Below are 19,465 nucleotides of genomic sequence, written 5' to 3'. Positions count from 1 at the left end.
GTATATTTTTGAAAATGAATTTTTTGTATTATTCTGGAGGTATATGTAGGCATTCAGTCTAAAACTCCATATTTATGAGGGATTAAAAGAAATAATTGTATATAGGAGTAATAATAGTAAATAAAAAGTCGCTTTCTTTCTCATAAATTCGAGAAAGAAAGCGACTTTTATCCCGCACTAACGGAAAGTGAAACTGCCACTGATTAAAGTTTCGCTTTATGCTATGTTCTTGCCGAGCTTTTTATTTACAAACCCTAAAAGTAACGCGCGTATTTGTGGATCAATGGCAAGACCGATAATGCCATACAATATACCAGTAAGCGTTAAAGCTACTAGTGGTGGTAAGCTAATTAATATTGTACGGTATAGAACGTAACTAATTATAAATGCGAGACTATTAAATATAATTCCTTTAAATAATAGCTCGAAACCTTTACGGACAAATAAAGTAAATCCAATTAATAAAGTAACTTCAGTAAGGATAGCTGCTATAGAAGCTCCCATCACTCCAAATTTGCTACCTAAGATAATGTAACTTATGATGCCAACAGCCAATCCAATTCCCATTATTGTCGCACGCTTCCACTGTTGGCCAATTGTTGTTAAGTTATCAGCAAGTGGATAGTTGATAGATTGTAGAATGACCATAAAGGCTAAAATTGCAAGTGCATCACCAGCTGGTGCATATTCTTCACCTAATAAAGTTACAATCCAAAAACTTGGATCGGCAATAAATGGGATAGAAATTCCCATTCCTAAGAATGACATAAGTTTTAATTCGAACTGAGATAGTTTTTTGTGCTCATCAATATTCTTTTCATTTCCGAAAGCAAATAATTTTGGATAAAAGGCTGCTGCAATTACACCAGGTATTTGATAAAGTACGGCAGGTATTTTATAGGCAGCCCCAAAGAATCCAACTTGCTCATGTGTTGAAACTTTTTCTAATATAATAGGACCTAACTGCGGTAAAAGCATAATAATAATGCCATTGATTGTGAAAATAAGCAGTTGATCTAAAATTCCTTTGTCCCAGCCTTTATGAACTTTTGTATGGCGGAGTACCATTAAGAAAGCGATAATTCCTGTTACAAGGCTGGATATCCCGTACATAGCAGCGACCATCATAAGTGACCATTTAAATGACATTCCTATTAGAAGCGCAGCAGCAGCTGTTATGCCTTGCAGTACAGAAATAATTGCTGTAAATTGCATACGTTCTGTTACTTGGAAATAAGCCATTCCAACGCCTTGTAAAGTTGCTCCAAACATCGTCGGTAGTACAACCCAATATACCATGGCACGTAAGTAGGCATCCGTATAGAAGAACTGAGCAAAAATAGCGAAGAGTACAGAAATTACGACAGCTAATACGAAACGAATACGTAAATAACTACTTATTAATACGCTAATGTTAGCACCGCTCCTTGTTCCTTCACGCATAAACGTATGTGTCAAGCCTGCATCTGTAAAATAACAAATGACAGCGGAAACTGCTAATGCAATTGTAAACATCCCATACTCATCTGGTGAAACATATCTTGCAAAGAGGATTGTCGCAATAGCAAGTACAAATCTAACTGTAATATTTCCTACAAAGAGGTAGGAGGCGTTTTTAAGGATTTTGTTTGTTTTCATGGAAAAAGACCTTTCTATTCGTCAGGACATACTTGTCCTATTTGTAAATTTAATTTGTTTACGGCAAAAATGTTTAAAAGCATATACTTTTATTTAAGAAAATAAAAATTTGATGCGTACAAACCAAAGCATAGCATATAACTTCTTACTTCGTTTTCCATTTTTCGAATAGATTTTGCGACAATATTTCTTTATATCGCTTTTAATTAACTGAACCTTGGATTTATCTAGTTTAGGGTGTCCTTTAATATATATACAAGCATTGTTAATGACTGTATATGGGAATAAATAAGTTTCAAGGATCTCAATCAATTCTGTAGAATCATTTGTGATTAAGTCTTTTGATTTATTATGAATCCAATCTTTCATTCGATTAAATACTTCTAATTCTTTTGTTGTTTTTAATTCATAATCTTTATAATTTGAAGAAAGACTTCCTCCAGATAGGATTCGATAATACGTTAAATATTCATCCACATAACATACATTTGTTACACTCATTAATTTAAAAAGAAATTCTAAGTCTTCTCCCCAACTACATCCTGGTGTAAAACGAATATTGTGATTCATCACGATTGATTTTTTGAAAATCCAAGTACTTGTTTGGGCAAAAACTTGATGTGTTAAGAAAGCCTTTGTCATATTCCCTTTTACAAAGTTTGTCGTGTTTTCAACTTTTTCCCCAGTTTCTTCGTAAAAGTTCATAAATCCACAATAGCAGGCGTTCATATTGTTTTTGTGCATGCTTTCGATTTGCTTTTCAATTTTTGTTGAATGCCATAAATCGTCACTATCAAGAAAAGAAATATATTCTCCATTTGCACTTTCAATTCCTGTATTACGAGCAACAGAAACGCCTTGATTTTCTTGTAAAATATATTTTATTTGTTCAGGGTATTTTTTCTTGAAATTTTTAACGATAGAAGATGATTGATCTTTACTTCCATCATCAACAATTACAATTTCAATATTTTTATATGTTTGATTCAGTATTGATTCCATCGTCTCTTCAATGTATTTTTCCGCATTATACAGCGGGACAATAACGGAAACGAGTTGAGTTTGTTCCATCATATAATTATTATCTCCTCAAATTTTTTAGGTTGTAGATTATATAGGCCTTTTGCAAGGAAGAAGATTACAAGAACATCTGTATAAGTTTACCGCATATAAACTTTGTAAATCAACACTATGTATTTTATATAAAAAAACCTTCCTTTTTGATTTGTAAAAAGGAAGGTAAATCAATTATTACATATTCCAAGGTTTACTCAATGTTAATACTTCAGCCATTTCTTTGCTCTTTAAGCGTCCTTTTTTTCTATTTTCTGCACGCTCAGAACCAGTTGTGTGTAGCCAATGTTCTTCTTCCGTTTCCGGTAGTACTTGTGGAACAGATGAAGGTTTTCCATCTTTTAATGCAACGAATGTGATGAAACATGTTGCAGCTATTCTACGCTCGCCTGCTAATAAATTCTCTGCAATTACTTTTACGAACACTTCCATTGAAGATTTTCCTGTATAACATACGAATGCTTCGTAACAAACAGAATCTGATTGGTGAATTGGAGTTAAGAAATCAACAGAATCGATAGATGCCGTTACACAATGTTTACGGCTATGTCTTGCAGCTGCAATTGAAGCGATACTATCAATTTCTGCTAATAATTTCCCTCCGAAAAGTGTTTGATGATTATTTAAATCATTCGGAAAAACACGTGTTGTTTTAATTGCTTTGGATTCTCGCATGAATTTCTTTTCCATATGGTCAGCCCCTATTTTCTGTTTTCAATCAGAATGACATGTATTGTAAGTGGAGTACAAAAGTATTAAAAATCTATAGATATTTAACGAAGTAAAGAATTCCAGAAGAGGGTTAGCAAAACTTCTGTATTTGTATTCATGTAACTGAAAGAAAATTTATCATATATAAAATGTAGTGTAAAAGAGGATTCGCTTACATTGCAAGTGAAAAAATTAGGACCCTGTATTTGTCATAGAAATTCCCTATCAGCTGTGTGCCTATTCATGATAGAATCGTTTTGTTATGAATGGAAATAGAGGTGCAATAGATATATGAATCATATACAAACAAATTTTTCATCTTTCTTTAGTAAAATAATGATTGGTGCGATGCTCGCATTTTTTGTTTATAGTTGTTGGTCTGCGTTTGAAACAAGTAAACAATTTTTTGGCGATAGTACAACAAGTGTATCAATCGTATTAGTTATTTTTGTTATTCTCATGCTGTTAGTGGCATCGATTTTACAGTATCGTTTTACAGATAAACAATTTCTTATTTTTCTTATAAGTACATCTATAGTTGTGAGACTTAGTATGGTTCTATTTGTAGATGTTCCGATAATCGGTGATATGAAAGCAATGTTTGAGTCTGCAAAGCAGATTGCAATTGGGAATAACGTAGAGAATGTAGCGCAGTTACCTTTTATTATTTATGAATCAATTATTATTCGTGTATTTGGCGATACAGTATTCGCATTACAGTTATTTAATATTTTATTTTGCACAGGGACTGCATTTTTCATTTATCGTATTGCAGCAATGATTTTTGGAGAAGAATGCGGCCGTATTGCGTCTGTATTTTACGCTTTATATATTCCGAATATATTTATGAGTTCCTTATTAACACCGGAATCACTCGCAATATTTTTATTTTATTTGGCTTGCTACATACTTTTATATAAAGGTTTAGATCACCCTTATATGTGGGTACTTTCAGCAATTTTATTTGCATGCAGTAATATGATTTTCCCAATGGGATTATTTCTTCCTATTTTTATTGCTGTATATGTGTTGTTAATTGAACTCTTTCAATCAGCAATGAAGCAAAAAGTACTATTAAAGATGATAGGGATACTTATTCTATTTTATAGTGCTCATTTTGGTGTGAGTTATGGAATTCAAACGATGGGAATGTCACAATATACAATTTCAAATGAGACGTATGTTCAATCTGTTTTAATTGGAAAAGGTAAAAATGAGGAAAAAATAACAAAAAATCAAAGCGTAACAGAGCATATTGATCAAAAACTAAAAGAGATTGAAGAAGAAAGATTTAAACTTTTAAAGCCAGTAATTAATCAATTCTCAGGTGAGGGAATACATTCTATTCTATTTAAATGTGAAAAACTTATATATATAGCGGTAACTTTATTTATGTCTATAGCTTTATTACACTTTCTTATTAAGAAACAACAAAACGAAGGATATATGTTGTTCGTTTTGTTAATTAGCGGATACGTATTGTTAAGGCTCTTCCAAGTAAATATGGCATATTACAACCTTATGGTGCCAGCTTTGTTTATTTTACAAAGCTTTGGTGTTTACATGAGCTATGTGTATTGTCAAAAAATATTCTTCAGAAAATAAAAAGAATCCAGTTTGGATTCTTTTTTGTATGAATGGAAGATGAGGACTAAGAGTCAGCAGAGATGAAGAACCTCTACTGACATAAGCTTCACTTTATCGATTCAGTTCTAGTTGTAAACTATCAGCTGTTAGAGCCATTTTTGAGGAATCGTCTTGAATTCCTTTCATTACTTGTGAAATGGTTTCTAGCTCATTTTCAATTTTTTTATTCTGTTCTTTCGAGTTAGACATGTCTTTTACAATTTCTTGGAAGTATTGATCTGTTGCAGACATACTATCCGTTCCTTCAGATACGAGGGAGCTAATCTGCTTCACTGAAGAAGAGACACGAATAATTTGTTCATTTGTTTTTTCAACGAGCTTTGTAACGTTGAATATGGATTCTTTCGTTTGCTCTGATAACTTTCGAATTTCTCCAGCTACAACAGAAAAGCCTTTACCAAATTCGCCAGCACGCGCAGATTCAATCGCAGCATTTAGTGCGAGTAAATTTGTTTGCTCTGCAATTGATTTTACAATATCTATAATTTCGTTAATTTTGTTAGAAATATCGAGAAGTTCATGAGTATCTGTAATAATCGTTTCCATGTTTGTTTGAATGTATTCCATTCGTTTATTTTGCTGATTTAATTGTTCTTTCCCTTTATTCGCTTTTTCTTCCGATGTTGTAGCTAATGATGTACCTGTTTTGGCAATTTCTACAATCGTTTCAGATTTAGTGGTTAACTGTTGAATAGAAGCGCTCGTTTTTTCAGATACAGATGCTAGTTCTGTTGCAATATGTGTAATTGTCATAGCTGTTATTTCTTTTTCTTTTTCATGTTCTTTTTGTATTCTTTCATATTCAGATTCATAAGCCGCAATAACGAGTTCTTGTTCAAGGGTGAATAATTTATTTATTACGTTTATAGAATAAGAGAAATCATCAATTGTTGTAATTTTTATTTGCAAAATCTTCATGATAGAGCGGAATAATTCTTGATAAGCGGCTGTATACCATTTTCTATGTAAACCGATTTGTACATGTCTTTTAGCAATCCTAATACGTTGTTCAATAAAGTCTTCATGCATATCTCCGCTGAATAATTCTTTTATATGCGTTTTTAAAGTTTGCTTTAGTTTTGGAATAGAGCTATAACGTTCAATAATAGTAATTAAATTAGGCTGTTTTGTAATATTGGCATAGAATTTTTCCGTAATCCAATCAATTTCTTCATAAATAAAGGGCTGAAGTACCTTTACGATTTGTAAATCTTCTTTTGAAATATGCAGCATATCCATTTGAATTTTTAGTTCAGAATTAGTAGGCACGTTAAAAGTGATTTGTTGATCCTTACTTAATTCAAGTATACTGGCGTTTGTTTTATTTGTATGTTTTTTAAAAACCCCAAGCATTGTTCTTCCCCCTGTTTGTAAAGCGTTTTCAATTTTCGGTTCTGATATAATTATATATTTTTATATACAATTACTCTACATTAGTGTGTAGAATAGTATATAAATTAAGAGAATTCTATGCAGAATTCTCTTAATGGCCTTTATTAATTTTAGCATGTGTTTTAAAGAAAACTGGGAAATGTACATTATATATTACAGTGACAACACGAATAATGAATGTTACTAATAAACAGACATAGAAAGCTAATATGTGTGCCCCCATTGCATATGTGATTAGGAAACTAATTGCTCCTAAAATAGAAGCGATTGCGTAAATCTCTTTTCGGAATACGTAGGGGATATCTTGAGCGCAAATGTCACGTAAAATACCGCCTCCAATACCTGTAATGACTCCCATTGAAACAACTAAAAATGAGGCGTCAACATGATGTGACATTGCCGCATTTGCACCAATAGCAGTAAAAACACCTAAGCCAACAGCATCAGAAAGCATAATAACGACTTGCAGTTTATTGATACGCTCAAAAAACATACAAGTAAATAATGCTGATAATACACTTACGAAAAAGTAAATGGGTTTAACAAATGCGACAGGAGGCAGGTTACCGATCATAATATCACGAATAATACCGCCGCCGAGCGCAGTGGCTACAGCTAAACAAAGGACACCGAATAAATCTAAATCTTTTTTTAAACCAACTAATGTACCAGAAATAGCAGCGGCGATAATGCCAAGAAACGTAAATATATCGATTAATAACATTGCTGTAATCCCTTCCTCCTAAAGATGTTCCAGAGAAAAAATATACACTAAAGTTATGTAAATAACAATGCATTTTCTTTACATGTAGAAAAAAAGAAAAAATGAGGAAAGAAAGCGCTTGAAAATGCAAATATGCTTTTTTCTATAAGGTAAGATTGGGGAGAAATGTGAGACGTTTAATTAAAAAATATATGTTATAATAAATATTTGAGATAAGAAAAAATATTAACAGTATAGATTGAAATTAGGTAATAGTTATGGAGGTTCTAGATGTTAAGCGAAAATAGTAAAGGTAATAAATTTGAAAATTTTCTATTAATCTTTATTTTGTTGCAACCAATTTTAGACTTGCTCACGGCATTCTGTATCATGGTTTTAAAAATTGATACGACCATTGGAGTTATTACACGCTTATTCGTTATGTTCCTAAGTGGGATATATATTTTAATTCAAACGAAGAAACAAGGAAATATAAAATATATATTGTATATAATCTTAGTAGGAATAGTCTTCACCATTGGATTGGTAAATAATAAGCTTACAAAAGATCCTATGGTACTTTCAGAGGAAATTAAATTTATAGCAAAAGCTTTATATCCGTTTGTTATGCTTACTTGTTATGTATTTGTATTTAAGTCCTTAAAAGAAAAAGGTCATTCAAAAATGCGTGACTATATTACGTATGCATCATTAATTATTGGAATAGTAATGGTAGCTTCGATTGCAACTGGAACAGATTACAATAATTATGAATGGTTAAAATTAGGATCACGCGGTTGGTTTTATGCAGGTAATGAGTTAGGATCTATTTTAGCCATCATGTGTCCGATTGTTATTTTATATTCAATTGAAAAAACAAAAAGTATGAGCAAAATATACTATTGGATTCCTTCTATTTTAGTTGTTTTTTCATTATTTGCAGTTGGTACGAAGGTTGGTATAGGAGCAATCTATGCAACAATGGCTATTGCAGTTGTTATGTGCTTTATTCAAGCTTTTATACAAGGTAAAAAAGGAAAGAAAAATATATACTTATTAAATGGTTTTATTGCAATGACTGTTTTTGTAGGAATCATGGCATATACACCTTTTTCACCATTTCTAAAAAATATGGGGATTCATGTTCAATTAATTGAAGAACAACAGACAGCGAAAAAGGAAGAGAAAAAGAAAGAGGAAGCTAAAGAGCATAAACCTCCTGTTACAGAAAAAGAAAAAGTGAAAGAAAAAGAAAAAGAAAAAGTTGCAGAGAAAAAAGAAGAAACACAAGCTATTATTTTTAGTGGGCGTCAATTATTTGAACAAATGTATAAAGATTTCTATAAAGAAGCCCCAATGTCTCAAAAATTATTAGGTATGGGTTATGCTGGTAACTATAAAGCAGAGCCGAAATTAATTGAACGTGACTTTCACGATTGGTTCTATTCTTTCGGAATTATAGGGTTCATTTTATTTGTAATTCCATTCCTATACTTTGGCATTAGATTTATTGCATGTATATTTACTAAATTTAAACAAATATTCACCGTGAAATATGCAATGGTGATTGCAGCAATACTTCTTGGATTAGGTATCTCATTTATAGCTGGTCATATTTTAATGTCACCTGGAGTGAGTTTCTTCTTAGTATTAATCATGGCATATTTAATCGTTGACTTGGAAATTGAATGATAGAAAAATAAAAGCTAGCATATGTTAGCTTTTATTTTGTTATAGTAAATAAAAAGAAAAAATGGGGGATGTAAGAAATGAAAGTGTTGCATATGAATGCTGGTGCAGAAGAAGGTGGGGGGAAAACACATATTATTTCACTTTTATCTCAATTTTCAAAGGAAGAAGTGGAATTAATGGTATTTGAAGAAGGTGCAATTGCTAGAGAGGCGAGAAACCTTGGTATTCAAGTGCATGTTTTTACCCAATCATCTCGGTACGACCTATCAATTCTTTCAAAAATAAAGGCATTTATTAATGAAAATCAATTTGACATTGTGCATACACATGGCGCACGAGCAAATTTCTATCTCTCCCTCTTGAAAAAAGGTATAAAAGCGAAATGGATAATGACTGTCCACAGTGATCCAACTTTGGATTTTATGAAGAGGGGATTAAAAGGATGGGTATTTACGAAGTTAAATTTACGTTCTTTCAGGAAGGTAGATTTATTCTTTGCAATTACGGAAAACTTTAAGAGAAACATAATAAAACTAGGTGTACCAGAAGAGAAAATTTGTACGGTTTATAATGGAATTGAGTATGATAGTACTCCAGCAAAACCTTATGATAAGAGTGAATTTGGCATCGATGAAGGAGTATTTACAGCCGTTCAAGTAGCACGTCTTCATCCTGTCAAAGGTCATGATATTTTATTTGAAGCATTACAAAAAATTAAAATTCCAAACATTAAGGTGCTCTTGCTGGGTGATGGGCCTATAGAAGCAGAATTAAAAGAGATGGTGAAACAAAAGGGCTTAGAGGATAAGGTGATATTTCTAGGTTTCCGTACAGATTCAAAAGAACTATATGCATCTGCACACATTAATTTGTTAACCTCTTATAGCGAAAGCTTCCCCCTTGTTTTACTAGAAGCGGCTAATCAACGTTTAACATCTATTGCAACAAATGTAGGTGATATGAAAAAGTTAATAGTTGATGATACGTATGGATGGATTGTACCAATTGGTGATGCAAACGCGTTAGCAAACGCATTAGAAGATGCTCATGAAAAATGGTTGAATGGTGAATTAGAAGCGATGGGAAATCGTTTATATAATCACGCATCTACCCATTTCTCGCTAAAGAATTTGTATGAAGATACTTATAATGCATATAAAAAACTTTTACTGAAATAGAGAGGATAGTTAATCATGGAAGTAAAAACGGTTGATATTCTAGGTGTTCCTTTTTCTACAATGACAATGGATGAAACAGTCCAATATTTGAAGGGACAACTAGAATTGGAGCGCGCTCATACTTTTCAGGTAGTAACAGCAAATCCTGAAATTGTTATGTGTGCAAAAAAGGATGAAGCATTCCATCAAACATTATTAAATACAGATTTAATTACACCTGATGGTATTGGAGTTGTAAAAGCAAGTGGGATGTTAGGTACACCTGTAAAGGAACGTGTAGCAGGTTTTGATTTAATGTGTAATCTATTTGCAAAGTTATCAGAGGAGAATAAACCGGTATCTGTTTTCTTACTTGGTGCAAAACCGCATGTTGTACAAGCTGCAGCCGATCATTTAACGAAGACGTATTCAGCTGTATCTATTGTGGGTACACAAGATGGTTATTTTAAACAAGACGAAGAAGAGAATATCGTTTCTCGTATTCAAGAAGCAAAACCAGATCTATTACTTGTCGCACTGGGTTTCCCGAGACAAGAAAACTTTATCCAAACTAACAAGCATCGTTTAGAAACGAGAATGGCTGTTGGAGTGGGCGGAAGTTTAGATGTATGGGCTGGAGAGGTAAAACGTGCACCAAAGTGGATTCAAGCGATTAACTTAGAGTGGTTTTATAGATTGTGTAGTAATCCAACACGCTGGCGTCGTCAGTTAGTATTAGCGGAATTTTTAAAAGAAGTTATGCGTTCGAAAAAGTAGCGGAATATCGCTACTTTTTTATTTGTCCATTTTTGATAAAGTGGGGTTTTACTCATCCACCACTGATTGTTAACCTTCACCAATTGGACGTTTAACGGCAGTTGATTTTCCATCTAACCTCTTTGCTTCAGCTAAATTTTGAAGTGGAAGTCTTACATCCCTCAAATAGTGTGATAAGTATTTTACTTTTGGGGAATGATGAAGGAGAATTTTTTGAACGAAAGTATTTTACTTATACAATTCACACATGTAAAATGATGTGTAAAGACAGCTGTGTAAGGAGGACTTCTTGTGGGCAAGGTGAAAGAAATTTCGAAGCGAAAGCTACTTGGAATAGCGGGGCTTGGATGGTTATTCGATGCAATGGATGTTGGAATGCTTTCATTTGTAATGGTGGCATTGCAAAAAGATTGGGGATTAAGTACGCAAGAAATGGGCTGGATAGGCAGCATTAATTCAATTGGTATGGCAGTCGGAGCGCTCGTTTTTGGAATACTATCAGATAAAATAGGGCGGAAATCAGTCTTTATTATTACATTATTACTATTTTCTATCGGTAGTGGTTTAACTGCTTTAACGACGACACTTGCGATGTTCCTTGTGTTACGATTTTTAATTGGTATGGGGCTTGGTGGAGAGCTTCCAGTTGCTTCTACATTAGTATCAGAGAGTGTTGAAGCACATGAACGTGGCAAAATAGTTGTGCTATTAGAAAGCTTTTGGGCAGGCGGATGGCTAATTGCAGCTCTTATCTCGTATTTTGTAATTCCGAAATATGGTTGGGAAGTTGCGATGGTATTGAGCGCAGTTCCGGCACTATATGCTTTATATTTAAGATGGAATTTACCAGATTCACCGAGATTCCAAAAGGTTGAAAAAAGACCATCTGTTATTGAAAATATAAAGTCAGTTTGGTCTGGAGAATATCGTAGGGCAACAATTATGTTATGGATTCTATGGTTTTCTGTTGTCTTTTCCTATTATGGGATGTTCCTTTGGTTACCTAGTGTAATGGTATTAAAAGGATTTAGTTTAATAAAAAGTTTCCAGTACGTACTTATTATGACGTTAGCTCAATTGCCAGGATATTTCACAGCGGCTTGGTTTATTGAACGACTTGGTCGTAAGTTTGTTTTAGTTACGTATTTAATCGGTACAGCGTGTAGTGCTTACTTGTTTGGAGTGGCGGAGTCATTAACAGTATTGATCGTAGCAGGGATGTTACTATCCTTCTTTAATTTAGGTGCTTGGGGTGCCTTATATGCTTATACACCGGAACAGTATCCAACGGTTATTCGTGGTACAGGTGCAGGAATGGCAGCAGCATTTGGCCGTATTGGTGGTATTCTTGGGCCGCTATTAGTAGGGTATTTAGTTGCTTCACAGGCTTCATTATCACTAATATTTACGATTTTCTGTGGATCAATTTTAATTGGTGTAGTTGCTGTAATTGTACTTGGGCAAGAAACGAAGCAACGAGAATTAGTATAAGGTGAGGGGGTATCTCTCACTGATTATTAGCCAGCACCAATTGTGTTTTTGAGGCAGTAAAATTTCGCATTCAGTGAGTTTTACTACCTACAAATAATGGAATAAAAGGGCAGGGGGAACCGTCGTGGTTTCCTTTTTTCTGTTTTTTTAGATAAATAATGGTATAGTAAGAAAAAGGGAATGTTTCTTATAAAAGCGAATGTATACAACAGGACATATGGACAAAAGAATTAGGTGGTTGAAGAAATGAAAATTTTACTGATCATGGAAGAAGTAGAAGAGCGAAGAAGTTTAGCTGAAAAATTCACTGAAAATATAAAGAATGTAGAATGTTTTGAAGCGAATACGGGAACAGAATCATTATTTATCATGAAAAAGCATACACCAGATTTTGTTTTCTTGAATTCAAAATTACTAGATGGAACTGGTTTTGAATATGCGAGTTTATTACGGGAAGTAAATTGTTATACGAAATTGATTTTTATGGGTGAAGATATAGAAGAGTCGATTACGGCATTTCGTTTTCAAGCATTCTATTATTTACTACGCCCATTTCGTGAGGAAGATTTGCAATTCCTTTTATATAGAATGTGTAAAGAGCACGGCGAGAAAGCAAAGAGTTATTTGCGAAAACTACCGATAGAAGGTCAAGAGGGGATTAGATATATTTTCCCTGAAGATATTGTATATATAAGCAAAAATAAGGAGAACAAAACGGTTTCAATTTATACAACGAATAATCAGTATATTTCAACATATACACTTCAGGAGCTGGAAAATAAGTTAAATGCATATGATTTTTTACGCGTACATAAAAGTTATTTAATTAATATGTCATATGTACAAGAACTAAAACCTTATTATAATGGCACATATAATTTGTATTTAGATAAATATGATGAGCAACCGATTCCAGTTAGTCGGAATTACGTGAAAAAACTTCGAAATAAAATAGAATTATAGTAGATAATGCGAAATTTTTAACATGATAAACTAAAAATCCTTCATGATAAGGAGGATTCAAATAAAATATTCAGAAAATTTAGTACAATCCCACTAAGCAATAGTATTGGGGGGATTGTATGTGAAAACATTGAAGTCGATTTTACTTTGGGGAGTTATTGCAGCAGTAGGAGCAGGTGCTTTTGGTGTAATAGCTTTATCACAAGGTGAAACTATTAATGCCGTGTGGCTCTTAGTAGCTGCGGTATGTGTGTATGCAGTTGCTTATCGCTTTTATAGTAGATTTATAGCGAGAAAGGTATTCGGTTTAGATAATAATCGACAAACGCCAGCCCATACATTAAATGATGGAAAAGATTATGTTCCGACAAATAAGTGGGTATTATTTGGACATCATTTTGCAGCCATTGCTGGGGCAGGCCCTTTAGTAGGACCGATTTTGGCGGCGCAAATGGGTTATTTACCAGGGACAATATGGATTATTGTTGGGGTAGTTGTCGCTGGAGCTGTGCAAGATTTTGTAATTTTATTTGCTTCAATGAGACGGAATGGTAAATCTTTAGGAGAAATGATTAAAGATGAGATTGGTCCTGTTACAGGGCTTATTGCAATGATAGGTATTTTAGGCATTATGATTATTTTATTAGCGGTATTAGCATTAGTAGTAGTAAAGGCGCTTGTAGGAAGTCCTTGGGGAATGTTTACGATAGCAGCAACGATTCCTATCGCTATTTTAATGGGAGTGTACATGCGCTACATTAGGCCTGGACGGGTTGGTGAAGGGTCAGTAATCGGAATTATTCTACTTATACTGTCTCTTATTGGAGGACAGTATGTAGCAGAACATCCAACACTTGCAAGTATGTTCACATTTAGCGGTGAAACGATTGCTATTATGCTTATTGTATATGGGTTTATCGCATCGGCATTACCAGTTTGGATGCTTTTAGCACCACGTGATTATTTAAGCACATTTTTAAAAGTCGGGACAATTGTTGGATTAGCAATCGGTATTTTAATTGTAGCACCAGATTTACAAATGCCAGCAGTTTCGAAATTTATCGATGGAACAGGTCCTGTTTTCTCTGGAAACTTATTCCCGTTCTTATTTATTACAATTGCTTGTGGTGCGGTGTCTGGATTCCATGCTCTCGTTTCATCAGGTACGACACCAAAGATGATTGAACAAGAGGGACACGCACAACCAATTGGTTATGGAGCAATGTTAATGGAGTCATTTGTAGCCGCGATGGCGATGATTGCAGCATGTGTATTAACACCAGGAACTTATTTTGCGATTAATAGTCCCGCAGCACTTATCGGTACGGATGTCTCGCAGGCAGCTCAAGTTATTTCTTCATGGGGGTTTGCTATTACACCAAATGAACTAAAAGATCTCGCTGTAAACGTTGGAGAGCAAACGATTTTATCACGTACAGGTGGTGCACCGACGTTAGCGATAGGTATGGCATATATTTTCTCACAAGTAATAGGTGGAACGGCTATGATGGCCTTTTGGTATCATTTTGCAATCCTCTTTGAAGCGCTATTCATTTTAACAACAATTGATGCTGGAACGCGTGTAGGCCGATTTATGATTCAAGATATTTTAGGACATGTATATAAGCCATTTGGGAAAACGGATTCTACATTAGCGAATGTAATAGCTACAACATTATGTGTATTAGGATGGGGTTATTTCTTATATCAAGGGGTAGTAGATCCGCTTGGTGGAATTAATACATTATGGCCACTTTTCGGTATTGCAAACCAAATGTTAGCAGGTATTGCATTATTACTTGGAACGACAATTTTGTTCAAAATGGGGAAAAAGGCATATGTTTGGGTGACACTTATTCCAACTGTCGGGTTGCTTATTGTAACGATGACGGCGGGTTATCAAAAGCTATTTCATGAAAATCCTAAAATAGGATTTCTATCTCATGCAAAGGTATTTCAAGGAGCATTAGATGAGGGGAAAGTGTTAGCACCGGCTAAAAATGTCGCCCAAATGAAACAAATTATTTTCAATGATTATATTGATGCAGCGCTTTGTGGGATTTTTATGATAGTTGTAATTGCTGTATTAATTTCTGCAATTCGAATTTGGATTCAAGTATTAAGAAATAAGCCAATGCCGCTAAAAGAGGCACCATATATACCTAGAGATGAAAGTGAGTCGAGGAACTATTATGCTTAAACGACTAAGGAAAGTATGGGGAAAAAGGAAACACTTTATTAGTTTACTCGTTGGGGTACCAAGCTATGAAACATATGTAGAGCATATGAAAAAGCATCATCCAGAAGAAGAAGTGGTATGTCAAAAACAGTTTTTTGCAGAAGCGCAAGAAGCTAGGTTTAATGCAAAGGGCGGAAAGATATCACGATGTTGTTAATGAAGAGGGCGAATTTTCGTCCTTTTTATTTTTTTCTGTTTCACGTGGAACAGCAAAAATAAATAAAAAGCTTTGGGAATTATAGGTATCTCGTATACAATAAAATAAGGAAAGGAATAGATAGAAAAGTAGGGAGATTATTTTATGTTAAGGGACTTATTTGTAAACACAACACTTATTCTTTCCTTTATTTTTGTTGGAGGTCAGATTTTAAGAGATAGGCCGTTAAAAGAAGAGTTTTCTCTTTGGCAGAAATGTGTAGTAGGTATGCTTACTGGAATATTAAGTGTACTATTGATGCATTTTGGTGTACATATTGAGGATATTATGTTGGATCTACGTTATTTAGCTGTTATTTTAGCGATTATAATCGGAGGTCCGATAGCTAGTAGTATAACAGTTACTATTATTTTAATTACCCGATTATTTTTTACAGAGTATTCTTTAGCCTCTGAATTGGCTTGTTATAGTATTGTATTGATAGGTGTTGGAGTTGTTTTTATTTGGCGGATGAAAGCTTCTATATTTACAAGATGGATCTGGTTTAATGTATATAGTTTATCTATCTTAGTAGTGCCACTTTCTATTTTATTTAAGGATATGTCTATCGTAGCATTATATGTAGTTTGTAGTAGTGTTGCAGCATATATCACATTTATAAGCGCAAATTATGTATTGCAATCCAATGAGTTATTTCAAACGATGAGACAATATGCAACGATAGATGCATTGACAGGTTTAGGAAACGTAAGACAGTTTGATTTAGAGATGAATCGTCATATTGGGAGTAAGCTTATGAAAAATGACTCACTTTGTTTACTACTTATAGATATTGATCATTTTAAGTGTGTAAATGATACGTATGGACATCCTGCAGGAGACGAAGTGTTAAAACAAATTGGATGTATTTTAAGAGAAATTTCACCATTTCCAGATTTATCCTTTCGAAAGGGTGGAGAGGAGTTTGCACTTTTGATACCAAAGAAGGGATTAGCTTATGGAATGCGTACAGGGGAACAAGTTCGCACAGTTGTTGAAAACCATTCATTCCAATTGTTAAATGGAACAAAAATAAAAATTACAGTTTCAGTAGGCGTTTCAGTGTATGAAGAATCACCAGAGCAATTTATTCAAGCTGCTGATGATGCATTATATTACTCCAAAAGAAATGGTAGAAATCAAGTTAGTTCTGCATCTTAAAGATACGATGACCAGAGGAGCTTATAAAAAACACCCACAGAGAGAAAATGTAAACTCTGTGGGTGTTTTCATTTATAGGTTAGACAAGTTCTTTTGATACAACGAATTTACGATATGCACCGTGATGTGTTGGGCCTACGTATTCATTAATCTTGAACGAATAACGGATAGCAGCTGTGATAAATTCTTTAGCAGTCTTTACTGCTTCTTTCACAGGTTTTCCTTTTGCAAGTTCTGCTGTAATTGCAGCAGAATATGTACAACCTGCGCCGTGTGTATTTGTTGTATCAATTTTTTCTGATTCTAAAAGATCGAATGTTTCTCCATCATATAGGACGTCGATTGCAGTTTCTGTACCAAGCTTGCTACCGCCTTTAATTAGGACGTATTTCGCGCCTAAAGCGTGGATTTTTTTCGCTGCTTCTTTCATGTCTTCAAGAGAATTGATCTTTACGCCACTTAATTGGTAAGCTTCAAATAAGTTTGGTGTTACAACTAATGCCTTTGGAACAAGAACGTCACGTAAGCAATCATTCGTTTCAGGATGTAATGCTTCATCAGCACCTTTACATACCATAACAGGATCAACTACTACATTTTTAAAATTATGTTTTTCGATTGTTTCTGCAACCATTTCAATAATTTCTACTGATCCTAGCATACCTGTTTTTAAAGCATCTACGCCAACACCTTCAATTGTTGTTTCTAATTGTGGTTTTAATGTAGAAGCCGGGATTGGGAATACGTTATGTGCCCAACCGTTATGTGGATCCATCGTTACGATTGTCGTAAGAGATGTCATTCCGTATACACCAAGTTCTTGGAATGTTTTTAAATCTGCTTGTATACCAGCACCGCCACTTGTATCAGAACCAGCGATAGTAAGTGCTTTATTTAATGTCATTATGAAAGCCCCCTCAAGTGATATAATGAAAACTATGTTTTCACCATTATATCAATGTTACGAATAAGTACAAAGTGAAAAGTAGATGATTTATTTTAGGGGCTATTGAAAATCTTGTATGTAGGAGACGAGTTATGTTTCAAGAAAATCGTACAAATGAATTAGTTATATTAAAAGAGATTGCAGAGACGTTGAACACTTCAAATGATACATATCATGTGATGCAAGCTGTATTGGAAAAACTATTGAATGTAACGGGTTTAACGACAGGATGGATATTTCTTGCGGATGAAAATGGTAGATATACGAAATTAATTGATTATCAATTGCCAGAGGGATTGAGATTTGAAAATAAACGACCGATGTGTGAGGGGAATTGTTGGTGTTTACACCGATTTGTGGAAGGGAAACTAGAGAGAGCCGTTAATATTATTGAATGTAAGAGAATTAATAATGCGATTGAATATAACTGGGGAGATACAGAAGGAATTGTGCATCATGCGACAGTGCCGTTAAAAGCTGGGGAAGATGAATTTGGCGTATTAAATGTCGCTAGCCCGGGTAAAACACATTTTTCTGAAGAAGAATTAGTGTTATTACAATCAGTTGCGTTCCAAATTGGAACAGCATTAAAACGTACAAAACTGTATGAGAATGAAAAGAGAAGGGCTCATTATTATGTGAAGTTAGAACGTTTTATTCAAGCTTTAAGGACGATTCATAAATTTAATGCATTGCCTGAGGAGATTGTAAAACAAATAGGGAAGTTATTTCTATGGGAGCAAGTTGTATTCTTTATTAGAGAAGAAAATGAACTTGCTGTAAGAGCTTCGTATAAGATAGATGAGTTGCAAGAGGATTTGAAGTCAGCGGCACAGGAAGCGCTGAAAAAAGAAGAACCTGTTTTGTTAAAGAGTCAGGTTGGGAATATCGTACATCCTAATCGTGCAGTTATTGCCATTCCTATACACATTCAAGATCATATATTTGGCGTATTAAGTGTAAGTTCGAATAATGGAGAATTTGATATAAATACGATAGATGTAGTACAGGCGTTAGCAAACCATATATCTTTGATGATAGAGAACTTAAGGTTAAATGAAAAGCGCCGAGAACTTGTACGAATGGAAGAACGTAATCGTTTAGCTAGAGATTTGCATGATTCTGTTTCACAAAAGTTATTTTCATTAACCTTTATGACGAAAGGTGCCGAAGCTGTCTTAAAGGGGAAAAATGAAAAGGTAGATCAATCTTTGCATGAGATACGTGAGTTATCGCAAGGTGCTTTAAAAGAAATGAGGACGTTAATTTGGCAACTACGTCCAGCGGGATTAGAGAAAGGATTATTACCAGCTTTAAAGCAATATGGCGAAAGTTTGGGATTGAAAATTCGGGAACAAGTTACGGGTGTTCGAGATTTGCCGCGCGTAGTAGAGGAAGCACTATGGCGAATTGGACAAGAAGCGTTAAATAACGTAAGTAAACATGCGAATGTCAGAGAAGCGGCGATTTATTTCAAAGTGACGGAGAAGAATGTATCATTAGAAATAGTCGATCAAGGAAACGGCTTTGTAGAAAAGAATATAAAAGAGAAGAAATCACTCGGTATGACTACGATGCGTGAAAGAGTAGAATTAGTTGGTGGAACAATTAAAATCGTAAGTGATAAGAAAAGAACAAGTGTAAAAGTAAACGTACCATTATGATGTGAAAATGAGGG

16 protein-coding genes and 1 pseudogene are annotated in these 19,465 nt (G+C 34.2%); 10 read left to right on the top strand and 7 right to left on the bottom strand.

The genetic code is table 11. The features are described 5' to 3' along the window. Positions 1 to 216: 216 nt before the first annotated feature. The 3 genes from MHB74_RS26840 to MHB74_RS26830 form a co-directional block, all read right to left on the bottom strand. On the bottom strand, positions 217 to 1,638 hold the full coding sequence (locus MHB74_RS26840; protein WP_061680092.1) for a flippase: 1,422 nt from the start codon (positions 1,636 to 1,638) through the stop codon (positions 217 to 219). Between the two features lie 93 nt (positions 1,639 to 1,731). Then, positions 1,732 to 2,712 carry a glycosyltransferase family 2 protein gene (locus MHB74_RS26835; RefSeq protein WP_061680091.1) on the bottom strand — a complete coding sequence of 327 codons (981 nt, stop codon included), beginning with the start codon at positions 2,710 to 2,712 and terminating at the stop codon, positions 1,732 to 1,734. Positions 2,713 to 2,889: 177 nt separating this feature from the next. Next, the gene (locus tag MHB74_RS26830; RefSeq protein WP_000412136.1) at positions 2,890 to 3,402 is read right to left on the bottom strand and encodes an acyl-CoA thioesterase; all 513 of its coding nucleotides are present in this window, start codon (positions 3,400 to 3,402) and stop codon (positions 2,890 to 2,892) included. A 312-nt stretch (positions 3,403 to 3,714) separates the two neighbouring features. Between MHB74_RS26830 and MHB74_RS26825 the strand changes: the two genes are divergently transcribed. Continuing rightward, on the top strand, positions 3,715 to 5,028 hold the full coding sequence (locus tag MHB74_RS26825; protein ID WP_061680090.1) for an ArnT family glycosyltransferase: 1,314 nt from the start codon (positions 3,715 to 3,717) through the stop codon (positions 5,026 to 5,028). A gap of 93 nt (positions 5,029 to 5,121) precedes the next feature. Here MHB74_RS26825 and MHB74_RS29265 read toward each other — a convergent pair whose 3' ends face one another. From MHB74_RS29265 to MHB74_RS26815, 3 genes and pseudogenes are all read right to left on the bottom strand, one after another. Beyond that, positions 5,122 to 5,928 (bottom strand): methyl-accepting chemotaxis protein, encoded by an 807-nt coding sequence (locus MHB74_RS29265; RefSeq protein WP_416241274.1) that lies wholly within the window; start codon positions 5,926 to 5,928, stop codon positions 5,122 to 5,124. Further along, positions 5,926 to 6,303, bottom strand: a pseudogene (locus MHB74_RS29260) (protoglobin domain-containing protein); the annotation flags it as partial. The pseudogene MHB74_RS29260 and the gene MHB74_RS29265, both read right to left, overlap by 3 nt. Before the next feature lie 250 nt (positions 6,304 to 6,553). Continuing rightward, positions 6,554 to 7,186, bottom strand: a complete 633-nt coding sequence (locus tag MHB74_RS26815; protein ID WP_000924375.1) for a trimeric intracellular cation channel family protein — start codon at positions 7,184 to 7,186, stop codon at positions 6,554 to 6,556. Between the two features lie 270 nt (positions 7,187 to 7,456). Between MHB74_RS26815 and MHB74_RS26810 the strand changes: the two genes are divergently transcribed. The 8 genes from MHB74_RS26810 (at position 7,457) to MHB74_RS26775 (ending at position 16,841) form a co-directional block, all read left to right on the top strand. Further along, entirely contained in the window at positions 7,457 to 8,857 is a 1,401-nt protein-coding gene (locus tag MHB74_RS26810) for an O-antigen ligase family protein (RefSeq protein ID WP_061680088.1), read from the top strand. A 77-nt stretch (positions 8,858 to 8,934) separates the two neighbouring features. Next, positions 8,935 to 10,035 (top strand): glycosyltransferase family 4 protein, encoded by a 1,101-nt coding sequence (locus MHB74_RS26805; protein WP_061680087.1) that lies wholly within the window; start codon positions 8,935 to 8,937, stop codon positions 10,033 to 10,035. Positions 10,036 to 10,050: 15 nt separating this feature from the next. Next, a complete protein-coding gene (locus MHB74_RS26800; RefSeq protein WP_061680086.1) occupies positions 10,051 to 10,791 on the top strand; it encodes a WecB/TagA/CpsF family glycosyltransferase in 741 nt (246 codons plus the stop codon). A gap of 291 nt (positions 10,792 to 11,082) precedes the next feature. After that, the gene (locus tag MHB74_RS26795) at positions 11,083 to 12,282 is read left to right on the top strand and encodes an MFS transporter (RefSeq protein WP_061680085.1); all 1,200 of its coding nucleotides are present in this window, start codon (positions 11,083 to 11,085) and stop codon (positions 12,280 to 12,282) included. Positions 12,283 to 12,528: 246 nt separating this feature from the next. Beyond that, a complete protein-coding gene (locus MHB74_RS26790) occupies positions 12,529 to 13,245 on the top strand; it encodes a LytR/AlgR family response regulator transcription factor (RefSeq protein ID WP_061680084.1) in 717 nt (238 codons plus the stop codon). A 121-nt stretch (positions 13,246 to 13,366) separates the two neighbouring features. Next, on the top strand, positions 13,367 to 15,445 hold the full coding sequence (cstA, locus tag MHB74_RS26785) for a carbon starvation protein CstA (RefSeq protein WP_061680083.1): 2,079 nt from the start codon (positions 13,367 to 13,369) through the stop codon (positions 15,443 to 15,445). Further along, positions 15,438 to 15,641, top strand: a complete 204-nt coding sequence (locus MHB74_RS26780) for a YbdD/YjiX family protein (protein WP_000919820.1) — start codon at positions 15,438 to 15,440, stop codon at positions 15,639 to 15,641. Before cstA ends, MHB74_RS26780 begins: the two co-directional genes overlap by 8 nt. 144 nt (positions 15,642 to 15,785) lie before the next feature. Beyond that, positions 15,786 to 16,841 carry a GGDEF domain-containing protein gene (locus MHB74_RS26775; protein ID WP_061680082.1) on the top strand — a complete coding sequence of 352 codons (1,056 nt, stop codon included), beginning with the start codon at positions 15,786 to 15,788 and terminating at the stop codon, positions 16,839 to 16,841. A 79-nt stretch (positions 16,842 to 16,920) separates the two neighbouring features. On the opposite strand, the gene pdxK is transcribed toward MHB74_RS26775, so the two are convergent. Next, the gene (gene pdxK / locus MHB74_RS26770; RefSeq protein ID WP_000174252.1) at positions 16,921 to 17,745 is read right to left on the bottom strand and encodes a pyridoxine/pyridoxal/pyridoxamine kinase; all 825 of its coding nucleotides are present in this window, start codon (positions 17,743 to 17,745) and stop codon (positions 16,921 to 16,923) included. Between the two features lie 134 nt (positions 17,746 to 17,879). On the opposite strand from pdxK, the gene MHB74_RS26765 reads away from it, so the two are divergent. Beyond that, positions 17,880 to 19,451, top strand: coding sequence for a GAF domain-containing sensor histidine kinase (locus tag MHB74_RS26765; protein ID WP_061680081.1), 1,572 nt, complete (start codon positions 17,880 to 17,882; stop codon positions 19,449 to 19,451). Positions 19,452 to 19,465 lie beyond the last annotated feature (14 nt).

This window comes from Bacillus sp. FSL K6-0069 (assembly GCF_038007785.1).
GTDB lineage: Bacteria > Bacillota > Bacilli > Bacillales > Bacillaceae_G > Bacillus_A > Bacillus_A mobilis.
This window is presented reverse-complemented; position numbering and strand designations above follow the sequence as displayed.